19 protein-coding genes are annotated in these 24,813 nt (G+C 62.8%); 7 read left to right on the top strand and 12 right to left on the bottom strand.

Features of this window, described 5'->3' with window-relative positions; all coding sequences use genetic code 11:
- Positions 1-18 precede the first annotated feature (18 nt).
- Together gyrA and mtnA are read right to left on the bottom strand one after the other, a co-directional pair.
- A complete protein-coding gene (gyrA, locus tag AC1RGE_RS20495) occupies positions 19-2,688 on the bottom strand; it encodes a DNA gyrase subunit A (protein ID WP_011062585.1) in 2,670 nt (889 codons plus the stop codon).
- A gap of 354 nt (positions 2,689-3,042) precedes the next feature.
- Positions 3,043-4,119, bottom strand: coding sequence for an S-methyl-5-thioribose-1-phosphate isomerase (gene mtnA, locus AC1RGE_RS20490; RefSeq protein WP_346624640.1), 1,077 nt, complete (start codon positions 4,117-4,119; stop codon positions 3,043-3,045).
- 109 nt (positions 4,120-4,228) lie between these two features.
- On the opposite strand from mtnA, the gene AC1RGE_RS20485 reads away from it, so the two are divergent.
- The 5 genes from AC1RGE_RS20485 (at position 4,229) to AC1RGE_RS20465 (ending at position 9,090) form a co-directional block, all read left to right on the top strand.
- Complete coding sequence (locus tag AC1RGE_RS20485; protein ID WP_492584907.1) at positions 4,229-5,560, top strand: TRZ/ATZ family hydrolase; 1,332 nt, start codon at positions 4,229-4,231, stop codon at positions 5,558-5,560.
- Positions 5,561-5,622: 62 nt separating this feature from the next.
- Complete coding sequence (gene ubiG / locus AC1RGE_RS20480) at positions 5,623-6,321, top strand: bifunctional 2-polyprenyl-6-hydroxyphenol methylase/3-demethylubiquinol 3-O-methyltransferase UbiG (RefSeq protein ID WP_011062588.1); 699 nt, start codon at positions 5,623-5,625, stop codon at positions 6,319-6,321.
- Between the two features lie 3 nt (positions 6,322-6,324).
- Positions 6,325-6,996, top strand: a complete 672-nt coding sequence (mupP, locus tag AC1RGE_RS20475; protein ID WP_072442814.1) for an N-acetylmuramic acid 6-phosphate phosphatase MupP — start codon at positions 6,325-6,327, stop codon at positions 6,994-6,996.
- A 56-nt stretch (positions 6,997-7,052) separates the two neighbouring features.
- Positions 7,053-7,793, top strand: coding sequence for a YciK family oxidoreductase (locus tag AC1RGE_RS20470; protein WP_492584905.1), 741 nt, complete (start codon positions 7,053-7,055; stop codon positions 7,791-7,793).
- Between the two features lie 370 nt (positions 7,794-8,163).
- On the top strand, positions 8,164-9,090 hold the full coding sequence (locus AC1RGE_RS20465) for a GGDEF domain-containing protein (RefSeq protein WP_492584903.1): 927 nt from the start codon (positions 8,164-8,166) through the stop codon (positions 9,088-9,090).
- A 96-nt stretch (positions 9,091-9,186) separates the two neighbouring features.
- On the opposite strand, the gene AC1RGE_RS20460 is transcribed toward AC1RGE_RS20465, so the two are convergent.
- The 7 genes from AC1RGE_RS20460 to AC1RGE_RS20430 form a co-directional block, all read right to left on the bottom strand.
- Positions 9,187-9,939 (bottom strand): iron-containing redox enzyme family protein, encoded by a 753-nt coding sequence (locus tag AC1RGE_RS20460; protein WP_186355228.1) that lies wholly within the window; start codon positions 9,937-9,939, stop codon positions 9,187-9,189.
- A gap of 77 nt (positions 9,940-10,016) precedes the next feature.
- Entirely contained in the window at positions 10,017-12,476 is a 2,460-nt protein-coding gene (locus tag AC1RGE_RS20455) for an EAL domain-containing protein (protein WP_011062592.1), read from the bottom strand.
- Between the two features lie 208 nt (positions 12,477-12,684).
- Positions 12,685-14,466 carry an ABC transporter ATP-binding protein gene (locus AC1RGE_RS20450; RefSeq protein ID WP_169892275.1) on the bottom strand — a complete coding sequence of 594 codons (1,782 nt, stop codon included), beginning with the start codon at positions 14,464-14,466 and terminating at the stop codon, positions 12,685-12,687.
- Between the two features lie 31 nt (positions 14,467-14,497).
- Entirely contained in the window at positions 14,498-15,100 is a 603-nt protein-coding gene (locus AC1RGE_RS20445) for a DsbA family protein (protein ID WP_169892285.1), read from the bottom strand.
- Between the two features lie 36 nt (positions 15,101-15,136).
- Positions 15,137-16,078 carry an oxygen-dependent tRNA uridine(34) hydroxylase TrhO gene (gene trhO, locus AC1RGE_RS20440; RefSeq protein ID WP_011062595.1) on the bottom strand — a complete coding sequence of 314 codons (942 nt, stop codon included), beginning with the start codon at positions 16,076-16,078 and terminating at the stop codon, positions 15,137-15,139.
- A gap of 102 nt (positions 16,079-16,180) precedes the next feature.
- Positions 16,181-16,480, bottom strand: a complete 300-nt coding sequence (locus tag AC1RGE_RS20435) for a BolA family protein (RefSeq protein WP_011062596.1) — start codon at positions 16,478-16,480, stop codon at positions 16,181-16,183.
- 12 nt (positions 16,481-16,492) lie between these two features.
- Positions 16,493-17,008: a DUF2059 domain-containing protein gene (locus tag AC1RGE_RS20430; RefSeq protein WP_015636579.1), complete on the bottom strand. Its 516-nt coding sequence runs from the start codon at positions 17,006-17,008 to the stop codon at positions 16,493-16,495.
- A 193-nt stretch (positions 17,009-17,201) separates the two neighbouring features.
- Here AC1RGE_RS20430 and AC1RGE_RS20425 point away from each other — a divergent pair, with 193 nt between their 5' ends.
- A complete protein-coding gene (locus tag AC1RGE_RS20425; RefSeq protein WP_011062598.1) occupies positions 17,202-18,596 on the top strand; it encodes a class II fumarate hydratase in 1,395 nt (464 codons plus the stop codon).
- A 73-nt stretch (positions 18,597-18,669) separates the two neighbouring features.
- Here AC1RGE_RS20425 and AC1RGE_RS20420 read toward each other — a convergent pair whose 3' ends face one another.
- The 3 genes from AC1RGE_RS20420 to pap all read right to left on the bottom strand — a co-directional run bounded on the left by AC1RGE_RS20420 (position 18,670) and on the right by pap (position 22,578).
- Complete coding sequence (locus tag AC1RGE_RS20420; protein WP_019093385.1) at positions 18,670-19,629, bottom strand: DMT family transporter; 960 nt, start codon at positions 19,627-19,629, stop codon at positions 18,670-18,672.
- A gap of 147 nt (positions 19,630-19,776) precedes the next feature.
- The gene (locus AC1RGE_RS20415) at positions 19,777-20,961 is read right to left on the bottom strand and encodes a thiolase family protein (protein WP_011062600.1); all 1,185 of its coding nucleotides are present in this window, start codon (positions 20,959-20,961) and stop codon (positions 19,777-19,779) included.
- Positions 20,962-21,063: 102 nt separating this feature from the next.
- A complete protein-coding gene (gene pap, locus AC1RGE_RS20410; protein WP_011062601.1) occupies positions 21,064-22,578 on the bottom strand; it encodes a polyphosphate:AMP phosphotransferase in 1,515 nt (504 codons plus the stop codon).
- A gap of 148 nt (positions 22,579-22,726) precedes the next feature.
- On the opposite strand from pap, the gene mnmC reads away from it, so the two are divergent.
- Positions 22,727-24,703 (top strand): bifunctional tRNA (5-methylaminomethyl-2-thiouridine)(34)-methyltransferase MnmC2/FAD-dependent 5-carboxymethylaminomethyl-2-thiouridine(34) oxidoreductase MnmC1, encoded by a 1,977-nt coding sequence (mnmC, locus tag AC1RGE_RS20405; RefSeq protein WP_103289509.1) that lies wholly within the window; start codon positions 22,727-22,729, stop codon positions 24,701-24,703.
- The last annotated feature ends 110 nt before the right edge of the window (positions 24,704-24,813 follow it).

The raw sequence follows: 24,813 nt of genomic DNA, 5'->3' as shown, positions 1-24,813 counted from the left end.
TGCCCTGCTACGATTTATTTAGTCTTGCGACTCTTCTTCGCCTGCGGCGTCTGCCTGTTGGCCTTCGGCTGCCTCATCGGTATCGGCAACCGCATCCAGCACGGCTCCCTCGAATTCAGCACCCTCTTCACCTTCGAACTCTTCGCCCTCGATTTCCGATGGCTCCTGCACCCGCTCCAGGCCCACCAGGGTTTCATCGCTGGCCAGCTTGATCAGGGTCACGCCTTGAGTGTTACGGCCCAGGCTCGACACTTCGTCGACACGAGTACGCACCAGGGTGCCCTGATCGGAAATCAGCATGATCTCCTCACCATCCAGCACCTGCACCGCGCCAACCAGGCGACCGTTACGCTCGTTGCTGACCATGGCGATAACGCCCTGGCCGCCACGCTTGTACTCGGGGAACTCGCCAATGGCGGTACGCTTGCCGAAACCACGCTCGGAGGCGGTGAGGATCTGGCTGCCTTCTTCCGGAATCAGCATGGAAATCAGCTTCTGGCCTTCCGCCAGGCGCATGCCGCGCACACCGCGAGCGGTACGGCCCATGGCGCGCACGTCGGACTCCTTGAAGCGAGTGACCTTGCCTCCGTCGGAGAACAGCATGACTTCACGCTCGCCATCGGTGATGGCGGCACTGATCAGCACGTCGCCTTCGTCCAGCTCCAGAGCGATCAGGCCCACGCTGCGCTGGCGGCTGAAGGACTCCAGCGGGGTCTTCTTCACGGTGCCGTTGGCGGTCGCCATGAAGATGTAGTGACCTTCGGTGTACTCCTCTACCGGCAGCATGGTGGTGATGTATTCACCCTCATCCAGCGGTAGCAGGTTGACCAGCGGACGACCGCGTGCGGCACGGGATGCTTCAGGAATTTCATAAGTCTTCAGCCAGTACACCTTGCCCTTGCTGGAGAACAGCAGCAGCGTGGTGTGGCTGTTGGCAACCAGCAGGTGAGCGATGTAGTCCTCATCCTTGACGCCTGTGGCCGACTTGCCTTTACCACCACGACGCTGGGCCTGGTAGGCAGCCAGCGGCTGGGTCTTGGCGTAGCCGCCGTGGGAAATGGTCACCACACGCTCTTCTTCCGGGATCATGTCACCCAGGGTCAGGTCGAGGCGGGCATCAAGAATCTCGGTGCGGCGCACGTCGCCGTATTCGGCGCGGATCACTTCCAGCTCTTCGCGGATCACTTCCATCAGGCGCGTGGCGCTATTGAGGATGCGGATCAGCTCGCCGATCTGGTTGAGGATCTCCTGGTACTCGGCCAGCAGCTTTTCGTGCTCCAGGCCAGTCAGGCGGTGCAGGCGCAGCTCCAGAATGGCTTGTGCCTGTTCCGGGGACAGGAAGTACTTGCCGTCGCGCAGACCGTATTGCGGATCAAGGTTTTCCGGGCGGCAGGAATCCGCACCGGCACGCTCGACCATGGTCATGACCGCGCTGGACTCCCAAGGGGTGCTGATCAGCGCTTCCTTGGCTTCCGACGGCGTCGGCGAGGCCTTGATCAGGGCGATCACCGGATCGATGTTGGACAGGGCAACGGCCTGGCCTTCAAGGATGTGGCCACGCTCACGAGCCTTGCGCAGCTCGAACACGGTACGCCGGGTAACGACTTCACGACGGTGACGAACGAAGGCTTCCAGCAGATCCTTGAGATTGAGGATCCGCGGACGGCCGTCGATCAGCGCCACGATGTTGATGCCGAACACTGCTTGCAGCTGGGTCTGGGCGTAGAGGTTATTGAGGATCACCTCAGGCACTTCGCCACGACGCAGCTCGATCACGACGCGCATACCGTCCTTGTCGGACTCATCGCGCAGTTCAGTGATGCCTTCGAGTTTCTTCTCTTTCACCAGCTCGGCGATCTTCTCGATCAACCGCGCCTTGTTCAGTTGGTAAGGCAGCTCGGTGATGACGATCTGTTGGCGGCCGCCAACCTTGTCGATGTCTTCGATGATCGAGCGGGCACGCATATAAATGCGGCCACGGCCGGTGCGATAGGCCTCGATGATGCCTTCGCGACCGTTGATGATCGCCGCGGTCGGGAAATCCGGGCCGGGGATGTACTGCATCAGCTCGTCGACAGTCAGTTCGGGATTGTCGATCAGCGCCAGGCAACCATCGATGACTTCACCGAGGTTGTGCGGCGGAATGTTGGTCGCCATGCCCACGGCGATACCGCTGGAACCGTTGACCAGCAGGTTGGGGATCTTGGTCGGCATGACCGCCGGGATCATCTCGGTGCCGTCGTAGTTCGGCACCCAGTCCACGGTTTCCTTGTGCAGGTCGGCCAGCAGCTCGTGCGCCAGCTTGGTCATGCGAACTTCGGTGTATCGCATGGCCGCCGCGTTGTCGCCGTCGACCGAACCGAAGTTACCCTGGCCGTCTACCAGCAGGTAGCGCAGGGAGAATGGCTGGGCCATACGAACGATGGTGTCGTACACCGCGGTATCACCGTGCGGGTGATACTTACCGATCACGTCACCGACAACACGGGCAGATTTCTTGTACGGCTTGTTCCAGTCGTTACCGAGCTCGCTCATCGCGTACAGCACACGCCGGTGCACGGGCTTCAAGCCATCGCGCGCATCAGGCAGTGCCCGCCCGACGATTACGCTCATCGCGTAGTCGAGGTAGGACTGTTTCAGCTCGTCTTCGATATTGACCGGGAGGATTTCTTTGGCCAGTTCGCCCATGAGAAGCCTGATTCCTTTTTCTGGTGAAACTTCGTCACATCCATATGGGACGAACGAAGCTCGCCGCTGCAGGCCTAGTGCCATGCACCGACTTACGACAAATCAACAAGTTATGCCATGGATTTGCGCAGTGAAGGCAGCCGCGTCGGACCACCTTGGAAACCGCCGGATGTTATCACAATCGCCGCCACGCACCTATCCCCCTGACGCGCATGGAGCATAGTTAGTTGACCGGTGACAGCCTGATAAGAGACGAGAGGGGCTCAGAGGCCAAATTCGCACATAATTAAGCGCTTTTTACTGAGCTGACAGCTTTCCCGGGAAGCCGCCACCAACGACTTGCCCGGACACTCGTCAGTGCAAGCGCTTGCGGCACATCAATTGCGCCATCTTGGCCGTGTCCGGCCGCTCGACAACGCCCTTCTCGGTGACGATGGCATCGATCAGGTCCGCTGGCGTGACATCGAACAGCGGATTGAAGCCTTCTACTCCCTCCCCCAAGCGCTTGCCCGCGATCTCCAGCAACTCCTCGCCCGCCCGCTCTGCCAAGGGAATGTCATCACCGCTGGCAAGGCTCATGTCGATGCTCGAACTGGGCGCCACCACCATGAAGCGAACACCGTGGTGCATGGCATTGACCGCCAGCTGGTAAGTGCCAATCTGGTTCGCTACATCGCCATTGGCAGTGATGCGGTCCGCCCCCACCACGACCCAGGTCACGCCCTTGGTCTTCATGATGTGCGCGGCGGCTGCATCGACATTTACCGTTACCGGAATGCCTTCGCTGGCCAGCTCCCAGGCCGTCAGGCGCGAACCCTGCAACCAGGGCCGGGTTTCATCGGCGTAGACCCGCTCCACCATACCTTCCAGCCAGGCCGCGCGAATCACCCCCAGGGCCGTGCCGAAACCACCGGTGGCCAGGGCGCCGGTATTGCTGTGAGTCAACAGGGCCTGGGGGTTGCCCTGATGCCGCCGGATCAGGTCCACACCCAGCTGAGCCATGGTCAGGTTGGCTTCGCGATCGCTCTCATGAATGGCCAGGGCTTCAGCTTCCAGCGCTGCCAACGGGGCAGCATGCTCCCTGACCCGCTCCAGGCGCTCGCGCATGCGATTGAGCGCCCAGGACAGATTCACCGCCGCAGGAGCGGCATCCGCCAGCAAGGTGAAATCCTCTTCCAGCGCCGCAAACCAGTCGCCACCTGCGACAAATCGTCCACGTGCTGCCAGAACCAGGCCGTAGGCAGCACTGATGCCAATGGCCGGCGCCCCACAGACCACCATCGAGCGAATCGCCTCGGCCACTCCAGCGGCGCTGTCATAGGCAATCCAGGACTCCTCGAAAGGCAAGGCCCGCTGATCGAGCAGGTACAGAGTGCTATCCCGCCATTCAATGGCCCTGACTTTCTCCGCAGCCAACAGACGATCGCGCATCCCTCACCCCGCACTCATGAACAAAAGCCGCCGATTATAGCGATCCCCCTGCCAGGACGCTCGGGTATACTTCGCCATCCTTTTATATAAAGCCCTGGACCGATACTCGATGCCGAACCGCGACATTGCGCTCGACCTGCTGCTGCTCCCGACCTGGCTGGTGCCGGTGGAGCCGGCCGGCGTCGTCCTCAGGGAACACGGCCTGGGCATCCGCGACGGGCACATCGTGTTCATCGGCCCACGTGCCGAGGCCTTGAAGTATCGCGCCACGGAAATCCGCGAACTGCCCGACACCCTGCTCACCCCGGGCCTGATCAACGCCCACGGGCACGCCGCCATGACCCTGTTTCGTGGCCTGGCCGATGACCTGCCGCTGATGACCTGGCTGGAAAAGCACATCTGGCCCGCCGAAGCCAAGTGGGTGGATGAAGCCTTCGTCCGCGACGGTACCGACCTGGCCATCGCCGAGCAGATCAAGGGTGGGATCACCTGTTTCTCGGACATGTACTTCTTCCCGAAGGTTGCCAGTGAGCGGGTGCACAACAGCGGCATGCGAGCACAGGTCGCCATCCCCATTCTCGACTTCCCGATTCCCGGTGCCCAGAATGCCGACGAAGCCATCCGCCAGGGCGTAGAGCTGTTCGGCGATCTCAAGCATCATCCGCGGATCAACATCACCTTCGGCCCTCATGCACCCTACACCGTTGGCGACGAGAACCTGGAAAAAATCCGGATCATTGCCGAAGAACTCGACGCTGCGATCCACATGCATGTGCATGAGACCGCCCATGAGGTGCAGCAATCCGTGGAACAGCACGGTGAGCGACCGCTGGCGCGCCTGGCTCGCCTGGGCCTGCTGGGACCACGCTTCCAGGCCGTTCATATGACCCAAATCAGCGATGACGACCTGGCTTTACTGGTAGAAACCAACACCAGCGTCATTCACTGCCCGGAATCCAACCTGAAACTGGCCAGCGGCTTCTGCCCTGTAGAACGTCTGTGGCAGGCCGGAGTCAACTTGGCGGTAGGCACCGATGGCGCCGCCAGCAACAACGACCTGGACCTGCTGGGGGAAACCCGTACCGCCGCGCTGCTGGCCAAGGCCGTGGCCGGGTCGGCTACCGCCCTGGATGCCCATCGCGCACTGCGCATGGCTACCCTCAACGGCGCCAGGGCCATGGGCCTGGAAAGCCAAGTGGGCTCCCTGGAAATCGGCAAGGCCGCAGACCTGACAGCCTTCGACCTGTCCGGCCTGGCCCAGCAGCCGATCTACGACCCGGTGTCGCAACTGATCTACGCCACCGGCCGAGACTGCGTGAAACATGTATGGGTCGCCGGCAAGCAACTGCTGGATGACCGACGCCTGACCCGCCTGGACGAGCATCAGCTGGGCGCTACCGCCCGCGACTGGGCCCGGCGCATCAGCGGCCACCACCCATAACCCGGGCCTTGAGCACAGGCTCGAGGCCCGACAGAGAATTTTCTAGCTTTGGAGCACTACCCATGAGCAACGTCGACCACGCTGAAATCGCCAAATTCGAAGCCCTGGCCCATCGCTGGTGGGACCGTGAAAGCGAGTTCAAGCCCCTGCACGACATCAACCCCCTGCGGGTAAACTGGATCGACGAACGGGTCGGCCTGGCGGGCAAGAAAGTCCTCGACGTCGGTTGCGGCGGCGGCATCCTCAGCGAAGCCATGGCCCAGCGCGGCGCTACCGTGACCGGCATCGACATGGGCGAGGCCCCGCTGGCCGTGGCGCAATTGCACCAGCTGGAATCCGGCGTCAACGTCGAGTACCGGCAGATCACTGCCGAGGCCCTGGCCGAGGAAATGCCCGAGCAATTCGACGTGGTCACCTGCCTGGAAATGCTCGAGCACGTGCCGGACCCTTCGTCGGTGATTCGCGCCTGCTTCCGCATGGTCAAGCCCGGTGGCCAGGTGTTCTTCTCCACCATCAACCGCAACCCCAAGGCCTACCTGTTCGCCATCATCGGCGCTGAATACATCATGAAGCTGCTGCCGCGCGGCACCCACGACTTCAAGAAGTTCATCCGCCCATCCGAGCTCGGTGCCTGGAGCCGCTCTGCCGGCCTGACCGTCAAGGACATCATCGGCCTGACCTACAACCCGCTGACCAAGCACTACAAGCTGGCCCCGGACGTGGACGTCAACTACATGATCCAGACCCTGCGAGAGGAGTAAGACATGGCTATCAGAGCCGTTCTCTTCGACATGGATGGCACCCTGCTCGATACCGCTCCGGACTTCATCGCGGTGTGCCAGGGCATGCGCCGTGATCGCGGCCTGCCGCCCATCGCCGACCAGCACGTTCGCGACGAGATCTCCGGCGGCGCCCGCGCCATGGTGGCGGTGACCTTCTCCATGGACCCCGAATCCCCGGGCTTCGAGGAACTGCGCCTGGAGTTTCTCGAGCGCTACCTCAAGCATTGCGCCGTGCACAGCAAGCTCTTCGACGGCATGGCCGAGCTGCTGGCAGATATCGAAAAGGCCCACCTGGTCTGGGGCGTGGTCACCAACAAGCCGCTGCGCTTCGCCGAGCCGATCATGCAGCAACTGGGGCTGGCCGAGCGCTCGGCACTGCTGATCTGCCCTGACCACGTGAAGAACAGCAAGCCCGACCCCGAACCGCTGATCCTGGCGTGCAAGATGCTCGACCTGGCCCCGTCCAGCGTGCTGTTTGTCGGCGATGACCTGCGCGATATCGAATCCGGCCGCGATGCGGGCACCAGGACCGCTGCGGTGACCTATGGCTATATCCATCCGGACGACAACCCACGGCACTGGGGCGCCGACGTGGTGGTCAGTCACCCGCTGGAACTGCGCCAGGTTCTGGACAACGCGCTGTGCAGCTGCTGAGCAGCGGCATGCCCGGCTAAGCGCCGGGGACGATCCAATTTCTGTTGAGGCCTTTTATGTTTGATTATTCCGCTCGCCCAGAACTGCTCAAGGACCGGGTCATTCTGGTCACCGGCGCCGGTCGTGGCATCGGCGCCGCCGCCGCCAAGACCTTTGCCGCTCATGGCGCCACCGTGCTGCTGCTGGGCAAGACCGAAGCCAACCTGACCAAGGTCTACGACGCCATCGAGGCGGCCGGCCATCCGCAGCCGGCGGTAATCCCGTTCAACCTGGAAACCGCCCTGCCGCACCAGTACGACGAACTGGCGGCCATGATCGAAACCGAGTTCGGCCACCTCGACGGCCTGTTGCACAACGCCTCGATCATCGGCCCGCGCACGCCTCTGGAGCAGCTCTCCGGGGAGAACTTCATGCGTGTGATGCAGGTCAACGTCAACGCCATGTTCATGCTTACCAGCACCCTGCTGCCCCTGCTCAAGCTGTCCCAGGATGCTTCGGTGGTCTTCACCTCCAGCAGCGTTGGCCGCAAAGGCCGGGCTTACTGGGGCGCCTACGGCGTATCGAAGTTCGCCACCGAAGGCTTGATGCAGACCCTGGCCGACGAGCTGGACACCGTGGCCCCGGTGCGTGCCAACAGCATCAACCCAGGCGCCACTCGCACCAGCATGCGGGCCCAGGCCTACCCGGGAGAAAACCCCAGCAACAATCCGACCCCGGAAGAAATCATGCCGGTCTATCTGTACCTGATGGGGCCGGACAGCACCGGGATCAACGGTCAAGCCTTCGACGCGCAGTAATACCCCCTCCCGTTCGTCGCGACGGAATACCGTCGCGACGCCTCGGCAATGCCTACCCCGCGTAGGTTTCAAGCCAAACAAATGTCATTTTTGACGACAGCCTTTTTACGCCGAAACCCAAGCTGCTGAATCCAAACAAGTTTTCCCAATATGAACCGAATGGCACGAGTTTCGCTCTAACGACACTCAATACACAGTGCATTGACGCTGTGGAAAACGGCTTGCGCTGAGGGCTTTATAGCCACAGGCGAGACGGCCTAAAATATGCGCGTTGTCCTACGGGACTGATGGAACAGTATGACGCGCAGCTCTGAGCCGCTCTCACCCAGGCAGTTAGACCGTACACAGTGCTCAGGGGGCTCAAGCTCAGATGAAAACACCGACCCAGACCAACGCAATTGACTTCGATAGCGCCAAATTGCAACGCCTGGGCTTTGGCCAGCAGTCGCCACTGATCAAGCAGCCCATCAGCCTCGCCCAGTTGCGCCAGCAACTGTGCCTGCAGCTGCAGACCAGCCTTGAACCGCAACGCATCCTGGGCCTGTTCTTTCGTGAGGTTCAGCGCCTGGTCCCCCTGGATGCCCTGCAGTACCAGCACACTCCGAGCGACCTGCGCCTGGAGTTCGGCCAGCGCGGCCATCACTCCATCAGCTACAGCCTGAGCCACGAAGGCGAACCGATGGGCGAGCTGGTCTTTCGCCGCAACCAGCGCTTCAGCGAATCAGAACAGGGCTCCCTGGAATCGCTGCTCTCGACCCTGCTGTACCCGATGCGCAATGCCCTGCTGTATCGCGCCGCCACTCGCAGTGCCCTGCGGGATCCGCTGACTGATACCGGCAATCGCATCGCCATGGACCAGACCCTGCAACGGGAAATCGAAATGGCCCGTCGTCACCTGCTTCCACTGTCGCTGCTGATGCTGGACATCGATCACTTCAAGCGCATCAACGACAACCACGGCCACAGCGCCGGCGATCAAGTTCTCAAGGCCGTTGCCGCGGCAATCAAGGGGCAATTGCGCAATGTCGACATGGTGTTTCGCTTTGGCGGGGAAGAGTTCTTGATCCTGCTGTCCAACACCGGGCGCGAAGCCGCGGCGATGGTGGGCGAGCGTCTGCGCCATGCCGCCCAGGCCCAGGACTACCGGGCCGATGGTCAGCCGATCGAACTTACCGTAAGCCTGGGGTGTTCGACTCTGCTACCGGGAGAATCCGCAGAAAGCCTGTTGCGACGCGCCGACAGCGCGCTGTACGTGGCCAAGCGCGAAGGGCGCAACCGCCTGGCAATGGCGGGCTGAGCACAAGGTAGCGCCCTGCCCCGTTGATGCACGGGCAACTTCATCACCCCATACGCCCAGCGTGCGCGGCAATCGAAGCGCCCGACATTCCCTGACTCAGCCTTCGGCCAGTGCCAGGCGCTCGCGGGTCACCGCAGTCTTTTCCTGCTGCATGCAGCGTTCCAGGAACAGGTACATATAGTCATAGCTCTTGCAGATGGCCTGACGCAGCTCGGCCTGCAGGGCCTTGGTCGGGTTCAGCCCTGCCAGGGTGACGATGATTTCCAGCGCTTCCCAGGGATGGGCGTCGTCGTACTGGGCATGCATCTTCAGCCACTTCATGGCACGTTTGCGATCCTCTTCCGGGAACGCCGCGGCATAGATGCCGTTGGAACACACCAGCGCCGACCACTCGCCCGTGGCCCCTTCAATGGCGTAGTTGGTGGCGGCAATGGCCACGATCAGGGAATCGGCAGAACTGGTATGCCAGCACCAATGGCTCAAGGCATGCAGCTCTGGCGGTACTTGCTGGGCCTGCAGGTCTTCCAGGGTCACGCCATGGGCCCGGCTCCAGTGCACCCAGTAATCGGCATGATTGAGCTCGACCCGGATATTGCGCATTAGCCAGCGACGCGCCATGTCTTCGCCGGGATGGCGGGCAAAACGGGTCTTGGTCAGGTTTTGCGCCATGTACAGGGCGAACTGTTCAACCACCGGCCAGCCGCCAATCAGATACTGACGCATGACTTTGGCACTGAGTTTGTTATCGCGCATACGCTGGTACAGCTCATGCTCCACGACGCGGCGCTTGCTCTCGCTGCAGTCCTGGATCAATTGCTGGGTCCAGGCGGGGTAACTGGCAGCTTCCATGAGCGGGCCGGTTCGGCTGAATGTGTCGATCACTGTCGGGCTCCTTTTGATTGTGATGTACGGATCCAAAAGAGGTTTCAACGGAACGTACCGGGCGCCTTGAACAACAGTGGCTGTGGTCTCACGGGTCGACACTGCAGGCTGTCACAGGTGAACAATTGCGGGCGTTCAATAATGTAGCCTTGAGCATAATCCACGCCGATCTCAAGCAATGCCTGCTCGATCTGCGGTGTTTCAACAAACTCGGCAATCGTGCGCTTACCCATGACATGCCCGATGTGGTTGATCACTTCGACCATGGCGCGGTTAATCGGGTCGTCCAGCATATCCTTTACGAAACTTCCATCGATCTTGAGGAAGTCTACAGGCAAATGTTTGAGATAAGCGAACGACGACATTCCCGCACAAAAGTCATCCAGGGAAAAATGACAGCCTAAGCCCTTGAGTTCATTTATGAAACGAATGGCACTGCCCAAATTGGCAATCGCACTGGTTTCAGTAATTTCAAAACAGATCAACTTTGGCGGTACGCCATAGACGACAAACTGCTCGCGCAAGAAGTCGAGAAACGCATCATCACCGATGGTGATACCCGACAGGTTGATGGCGCACATTGCCATTGGCCCTTCACGACCTTCGGCAATGCATTGGGCAATGATCTTGAATACGTTCTGTACCACCCAACGGTCCAGAGAGGTCATCAGGCCGTAGCGCTCCGCCGCCGGAATGAAGCTGTCCGGCAGAATCATCCGACCCGCCTCGTCATGCAGGCGCAACAGAATCTCCACATGCCCGCCGCCACGCTCGACATGCCCCAGGGCGGTGATCTCCTGCGAATAGAGGCAGAAGCGGTTTTCCTCCAGCGCCATGTGCAGACGCTGGACCCAGGCCATCTCGCCAAAGCGCAGCGACAGCTCGGAATCGTCGGCATGGTAGACCTGCACACGGTTACGCCCCTTTTCCTTGGCCATGTAGCAGGCCATGTCCGCCGCTCTCAGCGAGGCTTCGAGGGTAGTCGGGGTCTGGGCGATGTGCACCAGGCCGATACTCACGGTGGTCACGAAGGGCCGGCCTTTCCAGACGAAATGCAGATTCTGCACGGTCTGGCGCAGCCCCTCGGCAATCTTCTCCGCGGCCTCGGGCGAACAATTCTCCAGGAGGATGCCGAACTCGTCCCCACCCAGCCGTGCCAGGGTGTCGCCTTCGCGCAGGCCCGACTGCAGCAGCGCGCAGATATGCCGCAGCAGCTCGTCCCCGGCAGCGTGGCCACAGGTGTCATTGACCAGCTTGAACTGATCCAGATCGAGGAACATCAGCGCATGCCGTGCCGGCTGGCGAATCAGGCTGTGCAGGGCCTGCTCCAGGCGGAACTCGAACTCCCGGCGATTGGCCAGGCCGGTCAGGGCGTCATGGGTCGCCTGCCAGGAGAGGTTGGCGATGTATTGCCGCTCCTGGGTCATGTCGTGCAGCACCAGCACCGTGCCGCTGACCTTGCCGGCATTGCGGATCGGCGCCCCCACCAGGGTCACCGAGACTGTGCTGCCGTCCAGACGCTGGATCAGTTTGGAATGCTCGCTGCCGCCGCTGAGCTGACCGCTGAGGATGTGTTCGATGAGGGTAAAACCGTCAGCCTGGGCATTTTCATCCAGCAGGTTGAACAAGGCTGCCAGGGGCAACCCCACTGCCTGCTCGGCCTTCCAGCGAGTCAGGTCCTCTGCCGCCGGGTTCATGTAGGCGATGGCACCTTCGACGTCGGTGGTGATCACCCCGTCGCCGATGGACTGCAGGGTGATCTGCGCCCGCTCCTTTTCCAGTTGCAGGGCGTCGGCAAAAGCATGGCGCTGGGCCAGCAGCTTGTGCGTGCGCAGCAGGGCCAGGGCAATCAGCACCAGCGCGGTTGCCAGATTGGTCACCAGCAACAGCCGCAAGATCACCCGCGAACCCTCGCCCAAGGCATCGCTGAAGGCCTTGGCAGCGGGAGTGACGCCATCATTGATGGCGAAAATCTGACTCTTCCAGCGCTGCACGTCGCCTTCGCTGGCGCTGTTGCTGCCGATCCTCTGGTGCATCTCCCGGGCCACGGTGTCCAGTTGCAACAGGTATCCGTCCCCCACGGTCCACAGATCGATGGCCTTTTCCAGGTAGCTGAAATGACGGAAGTTGAGGTACAGCCAGATCAGGCTGGAGACATCGTCCGGGTGATTGCCGCCCTTGAGGATGCCCAGGCGTGCGGCCTCCAGATCCGGTGGCTGGTGATCCAGGGCAACCCGCAACTCATGCCCGCCCTGGGGCACGGCAATTGCGTTCTGGTACTTGAGGAAAGTGCCTTCGTCGCGGCTGTCGGCATACAGATTGAGGTAGTAGATAGCGTCTTTCTGGCCCTTGGACCACAGGCTTTCACCAGCCACATAGCCCCGTACCGCCGACAGTACGTACAGGCTGAGGCCGCCCAACAGCGCTTGAAATAACACCACGGCGATGAAGGGCCAGACGATGCCCAACAAGCGCGGCGTTGCGAAAGTCCGCTTTTGCTTCATGAGGGTCCTTGCTTGCGCACAGCCAAATGAACACCCAGTAGTTGCGCCTCAGACAGCACAGGTTAGGCCAATTTCCACAGAACCGGCGCAGGGCAGACCGCCGTTGACGCAGGCTGGCTGGAGAAACGGGCCGCCGCACTAAAGTCGAAACGGTTGTTCCACCAGGAAATTCAAGCACTAAGCACAGAAAGACGGATAAAACTCAAGGCTATCGAACCTGCTGCAAATGCCCGTACAGCTTGGCGTAAAGGCCGCCATCGGCAATCAGCTGCTGATGGTCGCCATCTTCGGCAATCTGCCCGCCATCGAACACCAAAACCCGGTCCGCCTGTTTTACCGCTGACAAGCGATGGGCAATGATCAGCGTAGTCCGCCCACGCAGAAAACGCGTCAAGGCCTGATGCAGGTTGTACTCGGTGGCAGCATCCAGGGCGGAAGTGGCCTCATCGAGGATCACCACCTTGGGCTCGGCCAGAACCATCCGCGCAATCGCCAGGCGCTGACGCTGACCCCCGGACAAACGCACGCCGGAACGCCCCACCACGCTGTCCAGCCCCTGCGGCAAGGCCCTGACGGTAGCGTCCAACTGGGCAATTTCCAGGGCCTGCCAGCAGGCTTCGTCACTGCGCTCGCGCCCCATGGCCAGGTTGGCGCGGATGGTGTCGTTGAACAGCGCGGGATGCTGCAACACCACCGCCACGTTCTCCCGCACCGTCTCCAGGCCGATTTCCTGCTGGGTCGAACCACCAAAGCGGATCACCCCGGTCTGCGGTGTGTACAGCCCCAGCAGCAACTGCACCAGGGTGCTCTTGCCGCCACCGCTGGCACCGACAATGGCTACCTTTTCACCGGGAGCGATGGACAGGTCCATATTGTCCAGCACCCGCTCGTCACCGTAGCCGAAGCTCAAGCCGCGGACCTCGATGCCGACGGTCTCGCGCCCCACGAACGGGTCCGCACCCGGGCCGTACTGCGGTTCGTCGGCCCGCGCCAGCAGCTCGTTGATCCGGGTCAGTGCGCCGCCCGCGGCGTAGTAGGCGTATTGCAGGTTCAGCAACTGTTCCACCGGCCCGATCATGAACCACAGGTAACTGAATACCGCCAGCATCTGGCCGATGGACAGGTCGGAGAACAACACGGTCAGCATCGCCGCCGCACGGAAGATATCGATGCCGAACTGGAACAGCAGCCCGCTGGCGCGGCCCGAGGCATCGCTTTTCCATTGCGAGGCCACAGCGTAGTCCCGCACTTCCTCGGCACGCCGCCCCAGGCGCCCGAGAAAGTAGCCCTGGCGATTGCTCGCGCGAATTTCCTGGATAGCCTCCAGGGTCTCGGTCAGGGCCTGGGTAAAGCGCGAAGTGCTGTCGTTTTCCAGCTTCTTCAGGTGCTTGACCCGCTTGCCCAACTGCACCGTGGCGAAGATCACCAGCGGGTTGAACAGCAGGATCAGCAAGGCCAGTTTCCAGTGCATCCACATCAGGATGCCCGCCGTGCCCACCAGGGTCAGCATGGCCACCAGGAAGCGGCTGAGGGTCTCACCGACGAACTTGTCCACAGTGTCCAGGTCGGTGACCAGGTGAGTGGTGACCGTACCGCCCCCCAGGCTTTCGTATTCCCCCAGGGAAATGCGCTTGAGTCGCTCGATCAGCCGCACGCGGATGCGGTAGACGATGTCCTTGGCCAGCCCGGCAAACAGCCGCGCCTGAATCACGTTGAACACCAGCGCCGAGCAGCGCAGGATCAGCGTCACCATGAGCATCAGGCCGATATAGCCAGCGGCACTCTGCCATCCCTGGGGCAGGAAGCGGTTCATCACCTGCAGAGCGGCATCGCCGTGCCCCAACAGCACCTCATCCACGAGCAGGGGCAGCAGCAGCGGGATCGGCACACTGCACAGGGTCGCCAGCACGGCGACGCCGTTGGCGATCCACAGAGATTTCTTGTGCTCAAGAGCCAGGCGACGGATATGCGCCCAGCTCAGGCGATCGATCGGCTTACCGCTGACGCTTGAATCCACCGGTTCAGGCACAGGCGGCGCGCTCCAGCCAGCGCCCCAACAGAGGAGACAGCTCGCTCAGCGGCTGATAGCCGTTGGTCAGCAACGCCAACTGGCCATTACGCTCGGCCAGTAAGGTAGGAAAGCCGGCGATTCCCAGGTCCTGGACCCAGGTGAAGTCCGCCGCGGTAGCCACATGCTGCTCGGCCCGGTCGAAGGCCTCGGCGAATTCGATGCGCGGCACCCCTGCCCGCTCCGCCAGCTCCACCAGCACACTGGCCAGGGTGACATCCCGGCCTTCGACATAGAACGCCTGCTGGATCAGCCCCAGCAGGGTCCAGGCGCAGTCCGCCGCCAGGCCACGTGCGGTGACGATGGCGCGACAGGCCGGTTCGGTGTCATAGACAAAGCCATCGGGCAAGGCGCCCTCGAAGCCGAACGGTTGGCCGGTGGCCTGGTGCACCGCCTGCCAGTGCTCGAGGATGTAGCGCCGGGTATTGGGTTCCAGGGCCGCACCGCTACCGGTACGCAAGCCCCCCACCACCAGGTGCACCTCGACCCCGGCGGCCCGGGCCTGCTCCGCCAGGGCCTGGGCCACGGGCGCAAAGCCCCAGCACCATGAACACATCGGGTCCATCACATAGAGCAGGCGGGCAGACATGGCTCAAGCCTCGGAAGAAGATTGCTTGTAGTTGTAACCAATCGGGTGCGGCATGTTGCGAGCCTTGGCCAATTCGATCTGCTTCTGCCGGTCGATGGCACTGCGGCGGGTCTTCTCGCTCAGCTTGTCCCAGCAGTGCGGGCAGCTGATACCAGGCACATAGTGCTCGGATGCACGATCCTCGACGCTCACTGGAGTACGGCAGGCATGACATTGATCGTAGTCGCCTTCGCTCAGGTCGTGGCGCACGGTGACCCGGTTATCGAACACGAAGCAGTCGCCCTGCCATTTGCTCTCTTGCTGCGGTACCTCTTCGAGGTACTTGAGGATCCCGCCCTTGAGGTGGAACACCTCGTCGAAGCCTTCACTGAGCATGTAGCTCGAGGCCTTCTCGCAACGGATGCCGCCGGTGCAGAACATCGCCACCTTCTTGTGCTTGCTCGGGTCGAAGTGGGCTTTGATGTAGTCCGGGAATTCGCGGAAGCTGGTGGTCTTGGGGTCGATGGCGCCTTCGAAGGTGCCAATGGACACTTCATAGTCGTTGCGGGTATCGATCAGCAGCACTTCCGGATCGCTGATCAGGGCGTTCCAGTCCTGTGGCTCGACGTAGGTCCCGACCTTCTTGTTGGGATCGACGCCGGGCACGCCCAGGGTAACGATCTCTTTCTTGAGCTTGACCTTGGTGCGGTAGAACGGCTGCTCGTCGCAGTAGGATTCCTTGTGATCGATATCCACCATGCGCGGGTCGTTCTTCAGCCAGGCCAACAGCCCGTCGATGCCTTCGCGGCTGCCGGAAACCGTGCCGTTGATGCCTTCTTCGGCAATCAGCAAGGTGCCCTTGATGCCGTTGTCGAGCATTGCCTGCAACAGGGGCTCACGCAGGTTGACGTAATCTTCGAGGGTGACGAACTTGTACAGTGCCGCCACGACAATAGGTTGTGCCATGGGTAATCTCCAGGTGGCTACCCTCGTAAAGGGTGAACCGGATGCAAAAAAAAACGCGCCGGCATAAGCGGCGCGTTGCGGATTCTAACAAAAAAACCGCGGTTAATGCTGACTGCCACCGGCACAGGTCGGCGAAGCCGGAGCCACACCGATCTTCGACCATTCCTCAGGCGTATAAGTGTGCAGCGCCAACGCATGGAACTGGCCCATCAGCTCACCCAGGGTGGCGTAGACCTTCTGATGGCGCTTGACGCTGTTGAGGCCGGCGAACTGCTCGCTGACCAGTACCGCCTTGAAGTGGGTTTCCAGGCCACGGCTGTGCATGTGGCTTTCATCCAGCACTTGCAGGTGCTCGGGCTGCAATGCCCCGAGCGCCGCTTCGATACGTTGTTGCATGGTCATTGCGGGCTCCGCTTACTTCTTCTTCGCCGGGGCAGCCTTGGGCTCGAGCTCGGCGGTCATGTCGGCCAGCAGCTTGTTCACCACCGGTACCGCGCTTTCCAGCTTGGCCTGGGTCATCTGCGCCGATTGCTGGGTCAGCTGGGGCATTTTTTCCAGGACTTTCTTGCCCAGTGGCGACTGATAGAAAGCCACCAGTTCCTTGAGCTCCGATTCGCTGAAATTGCTGGTGTAGAGCTTGACCATGTCCGGCTTCAGCTTGTTCCAGCCAATGGCCTGGTCCAGGGCGGCATTGGCCTTGGCCTGGTAGGTTTCCAGCAGGGCACGCTTGGATTCCGGGGCTTTGGTCTGCTCGAAGCGCTGGGCGAACATTTGCTGAACTTGCATGTACACCGGGGTACCGAGCTTGTCCGCATGGGCCAGGGTCAGGAAGGCCTCGGCACTGGCGTTGTGGCTGGCGGTATCGGCAAGAACCTGGCCGCTGGCACACACCAGAACAACCGCGGTACAGATGGCACGAAAACGGGTCATCGAGTTTCCTTTATCTAGCAGGCGAGGTAGAACCCCAAGGGCGCCCATTCTGCGCCTATTAATCCGCGTCCCTCAACCCCACGCCGACCGGCCCCCGGTTTTGCTCGGCCATGGCGGGGAAAAACCCCCGGCATGGAACCCGAGCCGCGGATCACGGCCTAAACTGGCCTGTCAGACTAGGAGGATTGCCACGATGAACCGAATCGAAACCGACAGCCTGGGCCAGGTTGAAGTCCCGCAAGAAGCCTACTGGGGCGCGCAGACCCAACGTTCGCTGGTCAACTTCGCCATCGGCAACGAACGCATGCCCTTGGCGGTGCTGCATGCCCTGGCCCTGATCAAGAAAGCCGCGGCGCGGGTCAACGACCGCAACGGCGACATCCCTGCCGATATCGCCCGCCTGATCGAACAGGCCGCCGACGAAGTGCTCGCGGGCGAGCATGACGACCAGTTCCCTCTGGTGGTGTGGCAGACCGGCAGCGGTACCCAAAGCAACATGAACGTCAACGAAGTGCTGGCTGGACGGGCCAACGAGCTGGCGGGCAACCCTCGGGGCGGCAAGACGCCGGTGCACCCCAATGACCACGTCAATCGCTCGCAGAGCTCCAACGACTGCTTCCCCACTGCCATGCACATTGCGGCGGCCCAGGCGGTGCAGTTCCAGTTGCTGCCAGCGATCACCGAGCTCTCCGGCGGCCTGGCCGAGCTGTCGGCGCGGCACATGAAGCTGGTGAAGACCGGTCGCACCCACATGATGGACGCCACCCCCATTACCTTCGGCCAGGAAATCTCGGCCTTCATCGCCCAACTGGGGTACGCCGAGCGCGCCATCCGCAGCGCTTTGCCGGCCGTCTGCGAACTGGCCCAGGGCGGCACCGCGGTAGGCACCGGGCTCAACTCACCCCACGGTTTCGGCGAGGCCATCGCCGCCGAGTTGGCGGCGCTCTCGGGCCTGCCCTTCGTCACGGCGTCGAACAAGTTCGCCGCCCTGGCCGGCCATGAACCGCTGACCAGCCTTTCCGGCGCCCTGAAGACCCTCGCCGTGTGCCTGATGAAAATCGCCAACGACCTGCGCCTGCTGGGCTCCGGGCCACGGGCGGGCCTGGCCGAGGTCAAGCTCCCCGCCAACGAGCCCGGCAGCTCGATCATGCCCGGCAAGGTCAACCCGACCCAGTGCGAAGCCCTGTCGATGCTGGCCTGCCAGGTCATGGGCAACGATGTGACCATCGGCTTTGCCGCCAGCCAGGGCCACTTGCAACTGAACGTGTTCAAGCCGGTGATCATCCACAACCTGCTGCAATCGATCCGCCTGCTGGCCGATGGCTGCAGCAACTTCCAGCACCATTGCATCGCCGGGCTGGAACCTGACCCGCAACAGATGGCCGCGCACCTGGAGCGCGGGCTGATGCTGGTGACCGCGCTCAATACCCATATCGGCTACGACAAGGCCGCCGAGATCGCCAAGAAGGCCTATGCCGAGAACCTGACCCTGCGCGAGGCGGCGCTGGAACTCGGGTACCTGACCGATGAACAGTTCGATGCCTGGGTCCGCCCGGAAAACATGCTGGAGGCCGGGAAGCAGGGGTAAGACCGCAGTCGCCTTCGCTGGCGAGCCAGCTCCTGCCACAACCCGACTGCAGGAGCTGGCTCGCCAGCGAAGCTCAGCCCGCCGCGATCCGCTGCCGCCGCGCTCGCAACCCCGCCATCAACGACGGACCCAGTGCCGTCAGCGCCGACCCCAGCACCACCAGCAGCGCCCCGCCATAGCCCAGGCCATTGATCTGCTCGGCCTGCACATACTCGGGCCAGAGCCAGGCTGCCCAAGCCACCGCGACAAAGGTCACCAGCGGCGTAATGGCCAGGGTCGCGCTGACCCGCGACGCTTCCCAATGGGCCAGAGCCTCGGCAAAGGCGCCATAGGCAATCAGGGTATTGAGGCAGCACGCCAGCAACAGCCAACCCTGCAACGGGTTCAATTCCAGCGCCTCCAGCGGATGAGCCCAAGGGGTTAGCAACAAGGCGCAGAACAGGTAGATCACCATCATTACCTGCAGGGAATTCCACACGCTCAGCAGTTGCTTCTGGCCCAGGGCGTAGAAGGTCCAGACCGCGGAAGCGGCAAGAATGGTCAGGACCCCCGCGGTGTAGTCGCTCAGGGAAGTCAGCAGTTCGCTCAGGCGCTGATTGAAGAACAGCCCAAAGCCGATCAGCAGCACCAGAAGCCCCAGGCCCTGGCCGAGGCTGAACCGCTCCTTGAATACGAACAGGCTGGCGATCAATAGCAGGATAGGCCCCATCTGCACCACCAGTTGCGCGGTGCCCGGGCTCAACAGATTGAGGCCCATGAGGTACAGCACGTAATTGCCTACCAGGCCACAGACCGAGATCGGCACCAGCCAGATACCCTTGGGCCCCAGCACTCGCCAGCGCGGCAGGCGCCCCACCGCCGCCAGGTAGGCCAGCAGGCAGCCACCGGACACCGTCAGGCGAAACCAGGTCACGGTGACCGGGTCCATCACTTGCAGTACCTGCTTGAGCTTGATGGGCAGGATGCCCCACAACAGCGCGGTCAGTAAGGCCAGGAACAGACCATAGACCCAGCGACCGGACGAGACGTGCATGCGAACCCCACAAGGCCTTACGAGCAAGGCTCACATACTAGGCCCGCGCCGGCAGCCGACACAGAGACAGTTGGCGACAAAGCGCAAACAGGATTGTGCAAGTCGCAAACCGGCCCCACGGGAGCCGGCTTGCCGACGAAGCGAAACCTAGCGTACCGCCTCGAACAACCCCGTGGCCCCCATGCCGCCACCCACGCACATGGTGACGATGCCATAGCGCAGGTTGCGCCGCTGCAGCTCGCGCACCAGATGCCCGACCTGACGCGAACCGGTCATGCCGAACGGGTGGCCGATGGAGATCGAGCCGCCATTGACGTTGTAACGGGCGTTGTCGATCTCCAGGCGGTCGCGGGCATACAGGCACTGGGAAGCGAACGCTTCATTGAGCTCCCAAAGATCGATGTCAGCCACGCTCAGGCCCTTGGCCTTGAGCAACTTGGGCACCGAGAACACCGGGCCGATACCCATCTCGTCCGGCTCGCAGCCGGCCACGGTAAAGCCGCGGAAGAACGCCTTGGGCTTGAGCCCCAGGGCCAGGGCCCGCTCCAGGCTCATCACCAGGGTCATCGAAGCACCGTCGGACAGCTGCGAGGAATTGCCCGCCGTCACCGAACCGTCGTCGGCAAACACCGGCTTCAACGCCGCTAGGTTTTCCAGGGTGGTGTCGGGGCGGTTGCAATCGTCGCGGTCCACCACGCCATCAAGGATCTGCACCTCGCCGGTGTTCTTGTCCTCGACCTTGTACTTGACCGTCATCGGCACGATCTCGTCGCTGAAAAGGCCGGCGGCCTGGGCCTGGGCGGTACGCTGCTGGCTTTGCAGGGAGTAGCGGTCCTGGGCTTCGCGGCTGACACCGTAGCGCCGGGCCACCACTTCGGCGGTCTGGCCCATGGGGAAGTAGATGCCCGGTACCTGCTCCTTGAGCAGCGGGTTGACCAGGTTTTCGGTGTTGACGCTCTTCATGGTCAGGCTGATGGATTCGACGCCACCGGCCACGATGATGTCGCTGCAGCCGGAGGCGATCTGGTTGGCGGCGATGGCGATCGCCTGCAGGCCCGAGGAACAGAAGCGGTTGAGGGTCATCCCCGCGGTACCGGTGCCCAGGGCCGAGAGCACCGCGACGTTGCGCCCTATGTTGAAACCCTGGGCGCCTTCATTGGAGCCGGCGCCGACGATGCAGTCCTCGACACTGGCCGGGTCGATGCCGTTGCGGGCGAGCAGCGCATTGACGCAGTGGGCGGCCATGTCATCCGGACGGGTCTGGTTGAACTTGCCCCGAAAGGACTTGGCCAGGCCAGTCCGTACGCTGTCGACGATCACCACTTCACGCATGACGCACCTCATTGTTGTTGGCGGCAGGAAGAGCATCGAGCATAGATCCCCCTCCTGTCCCGCCGCGACAATCATTCACTGGGCGTATGCGCGACCATCGACCTACTTCTTGTCTTTCTTGTCGTGCTTGTCCGAGCGCTCGAACGCGGCTTCCAGGGCGCGGTTGATGGTGCGCAGAACCTTGACCCGGGCCCAGCGCTTATCATTGGCCTCCACCAGAGTCCAGGGCGACACCTCGGTGCTGGTGCGGTCGACCATGTCGCCGACGGCAGCGCGGTAATCGTCCCACTTGTCGCGGTTGCGCCAGTCGTCCTCGGTGATCTTGAAACGCTTGAAGGGAATCTCCTCCCGGGCCTGGAAGCGCTCCAGCTGGGTGTCCTTGTCGATGGCCAGCCAGAACTTGACGACGATTACCCGGGCATCGGCCAACTGCTCCTCGAAGTCGTTGATCTCGCTGTAGGCCCGCAACCAGTCGGCGGGGCTGCAGAAGCCCTCGATGCGCTCCACCAGCACCCGGCCGTACCAGGAACGATCGAAGATGGTGAACTTGCCCCGGGCCGGGATATGCCGCCAGAAACGCCAGAGATAGGGCTGGGCGCGCTCCTCTTCCGTGGGCGCGGCAATCGGCACGATGCTGTACTGGCGCGGGTCCAGGGCCGCCGCGACCCGGCGGATGGCCCCGCCCTTGCCCGCCGCGTCGTTGCCTTCGAACACCGCCACCAGGGCGTGCTTGCGCATGCGCTTGTCCCGCAGCAGGCCGGCCAGGCGCGCCTGTTCGGTAATCAGTTGTTCTTCGTAGTCGTCCTTGTCCAGGTGCTGGGTCATGTCCAGGCTGTCCAGCAGGCTGAGCTGATCCACCGCCGGAGGCAGCGGCGCCGCGTTGACCTGGGTGGCTCGCAGGGGCTGGCGGTTCAGCGCGCTTTGCAGCCCTTCCAGGAGAATCCGCCCCACGGTAAGGCTGCGGTAATGCGGATCGACGCCCTCGATCACGTGCCAGGGCGCATAGTCGCGGCTGGTGCGGCGCAGCACGCGCTCGCCGTACTTGACGAACTTGTCGTAGGTTTCTGACTGCTGCCAGTCCAGCGGGCTGATGCGCCAGCTGTGCAGCGGGTCGTCCTGCAACGCCTTGAGGCGGGCCTTCATCTGTTTCTTGGACAGGTGGAACCAGAACTTGAAGATCAGTGCGCCCTCATCGCAGAGCATCTTCTCCAGGCGCTCGGCGCCGTTGATCGCCTGGTCCAGGCGTGGGTCCTTGATCTCGCCATGGACCCGGCTCTGCAGCATCTGGCTGTACCAGTTGCCGAAGAACACCCCCATGCGCCCCTTGGCCGGAAGCATCCGCCAGTAGCGCCAGGCCGGTGGCCGCGACAGTTCCTCGTCGGTCTGCTGGTCGAAGGTGCGCACCTCGATCAGCCGCGGGTCCATCCATTCGTTGAGCAGCTTGACCGTCTCGCCCTTGCCCGCGCCCTCGATCCCGTTGATCAGCACGATCACCGGAAAGTTCGCCTTCTGGCGCAGTTCGAACTGGGCTTCGAGCAAGGCCTCGCGCAACGCCGGCACCTCGGCATCGTAGGTTTCTTTGTCGATGGCGTGACCGATTTCAGCGGATTCGAACATAGGTGGCTCCCTTCCAAGAATTTTCCAAGACTAGCGGATCGACCTCGGCCAGGGAAAACAAATCCCCGAACCTGCAGCGCCTTGCCATGGATCAAGCGCCGCCGGCGCGATGGGCTAGAATGGCCGCCTTGCGCAACATGAGCCGAACATGATCCCTGAACTGCCCCACGCCCAGCTCGACTGGGACGACCAAGGACGCCCGCGCTCGCGGGTCTTCGACGATGTGTACTTCTCCAGCGAATCGGGCCTGGATGAAACCCGCCACGTGTTCATCGAACAGAACCGCCTGGGCCAGCGCTTTGCCGCCCTGGCCGATGGCGAACGCTTCGTTATCGGTGAAACAGGCTTCGGCACCGGGCTGAACTTTCTCTGCGCCTGGCAGTTGTTCCAGCAACAGGCCCCGACCGGTGCCCGGCTGCATTTCGTCAGTGTGGAAAAGTACCCCTTGAGCCCTGCCGACCTGCAACGGGCCCTGGCCCTGTGGCCGGAACTGGCGAGCCTCTGTGCACCGCTGCTTGAGCAGTACGTGGCAGTGCATGGCGGCTTCCAGCGCATCGTGCTGGAGGGCGGGCGGGTGATCCTGACCCTGCTGATCGGCGATGCCCTGGAGCAACTGCCGCAACTGGACGCCCAGGTCGATGCCTGGTTTCTCGACGGTTTCGCACCGGCCAAGAACCCCGACATGTGGACCGCCGAGCTCTTCGCCGAACTGGCGCGCCTGGCCGCCCCGGGTTCCACTATCAGTACCTTCACCAGCACCGGCTGGGTGCGCCGGCTGCTGAACAGTGCCGGCTTCAAGATGAAACGTACCCCGGGCATCGGCCACAAATGGGAGGTACTGCGAGGCGAGTTCCTCGGCTGGCCGGAGGATGCGCCGGCGCCGGCCAGGGCCAGGCCCTGGTTCGCCCGCCCCGCACTGGGAGAGAAGACCGCCCTGGTGATCGGCGGCGGGCTGGCCGGTTGTGCCAGCGCCGCCAGCCTGGCCGCCCGCGGCTGGCAGGTGCAATTGCTGGAGCGTCATGCAGAGCTGGCCCGGGAGGCCTCGGGCAATCCTCAGGGCGTGCTCTACCTCAAGCTCTCGGCCCACGGCACCGCTCTGTCGCAGATGATCCTCAGCGGCTTCGGCTATACCCGGCGCCAACTGGAGCACCTGCAGCGCGGCCAGGACTGGGATGGCTGCGGCGTGTTGCAACTGGCCTTCAACGCCAAGGAAGCCGAGCGCCAGGCCCAACTGGCCGCGGCTTTTCCCGCCGACCTGCTGCACTTGCTGGACCAACCCCAAGCCCAGGCCCGGGCCGGTATCGGCCTTGAGCACGGAGGCCTGTTCTACCCCGAAGGTGGCTGGGTGCATCCGCCGGCCCTGTGCCAATGGCAGGCCAGCCACCCGCGGATCCAGGTCCTGGCACACCGGGAAGTCCTGGAACTGCGCCGGGTCGATGAGCAATGGCAAGCCTGGGACGGCGACCGGATGCTGGCCAGCGCCGCGGTGGTGATCCTCGCCGGTGCGGCCGAGATCAAGCGCTTCCCGGCCAGCGCCGACCTGCCCCTCAAGCGCATTCGCGGGCAGATCACCCGCCTGCCCCAGACCGCACAAAGCCAGAGCCTGGCCACGGTGGTCTGCGCCGAAGGCTACGTCGCCCCCGCGCGCCTGGGGGAACACACCCTGGGCGCCAGTTTCGACTTCAAGAGCCAGGACCTGACCCCCACCAGTGCCGAGCATGCCGGCAACCTGGAGATGCTGCGGGAAATCTCCAGCGACCTGCTGCAGCGCCTGGGTGCCGAGCAACTGCCCCTGGACAGCCTGCAAGGCCGCGCGGCCTTTCGCTGCACCAGCCCGGACTACCTGCCCATCGTCGGCCCCCTGGCGGACCCGCTTGCCTTTGCCGAAACCTACGCCGCCCTGGGCAAGGATGCGCGCCAGGTGCCGGACCTGCCCTGCCCCTGGCTCGACGGCCTGTACATCAACAGTGGCCACGGTTCCCGTGGGCTGATCACCGCGCCGCTGTCCGGCGAGCTGCTGGCCGCCTGGCTGGAAAACGAGCCCCTGCCCCTGCCCAGAAGCGTGGCCGAAGCCTGCCATCCGAACCGTTTTGCCCTGCGTCGCCTGATTCGCGGCAAGGCCTGAAGCAGAGCGGCGGCGCTGACTTTCCAGCGCCGCCAATGGCCGCTGGCCAGCACCAAGCGCTACATCCAACCGTCCGGCCCCACTCAACTGCTTATAACCGATCGATCTAA

The organism is Pseudomonas sp. GW823-FHT02C05, assembly GCF_058797595.1.
This window is presented reverse-complemented; position numbering and strand designations above follow the sequence as displayed.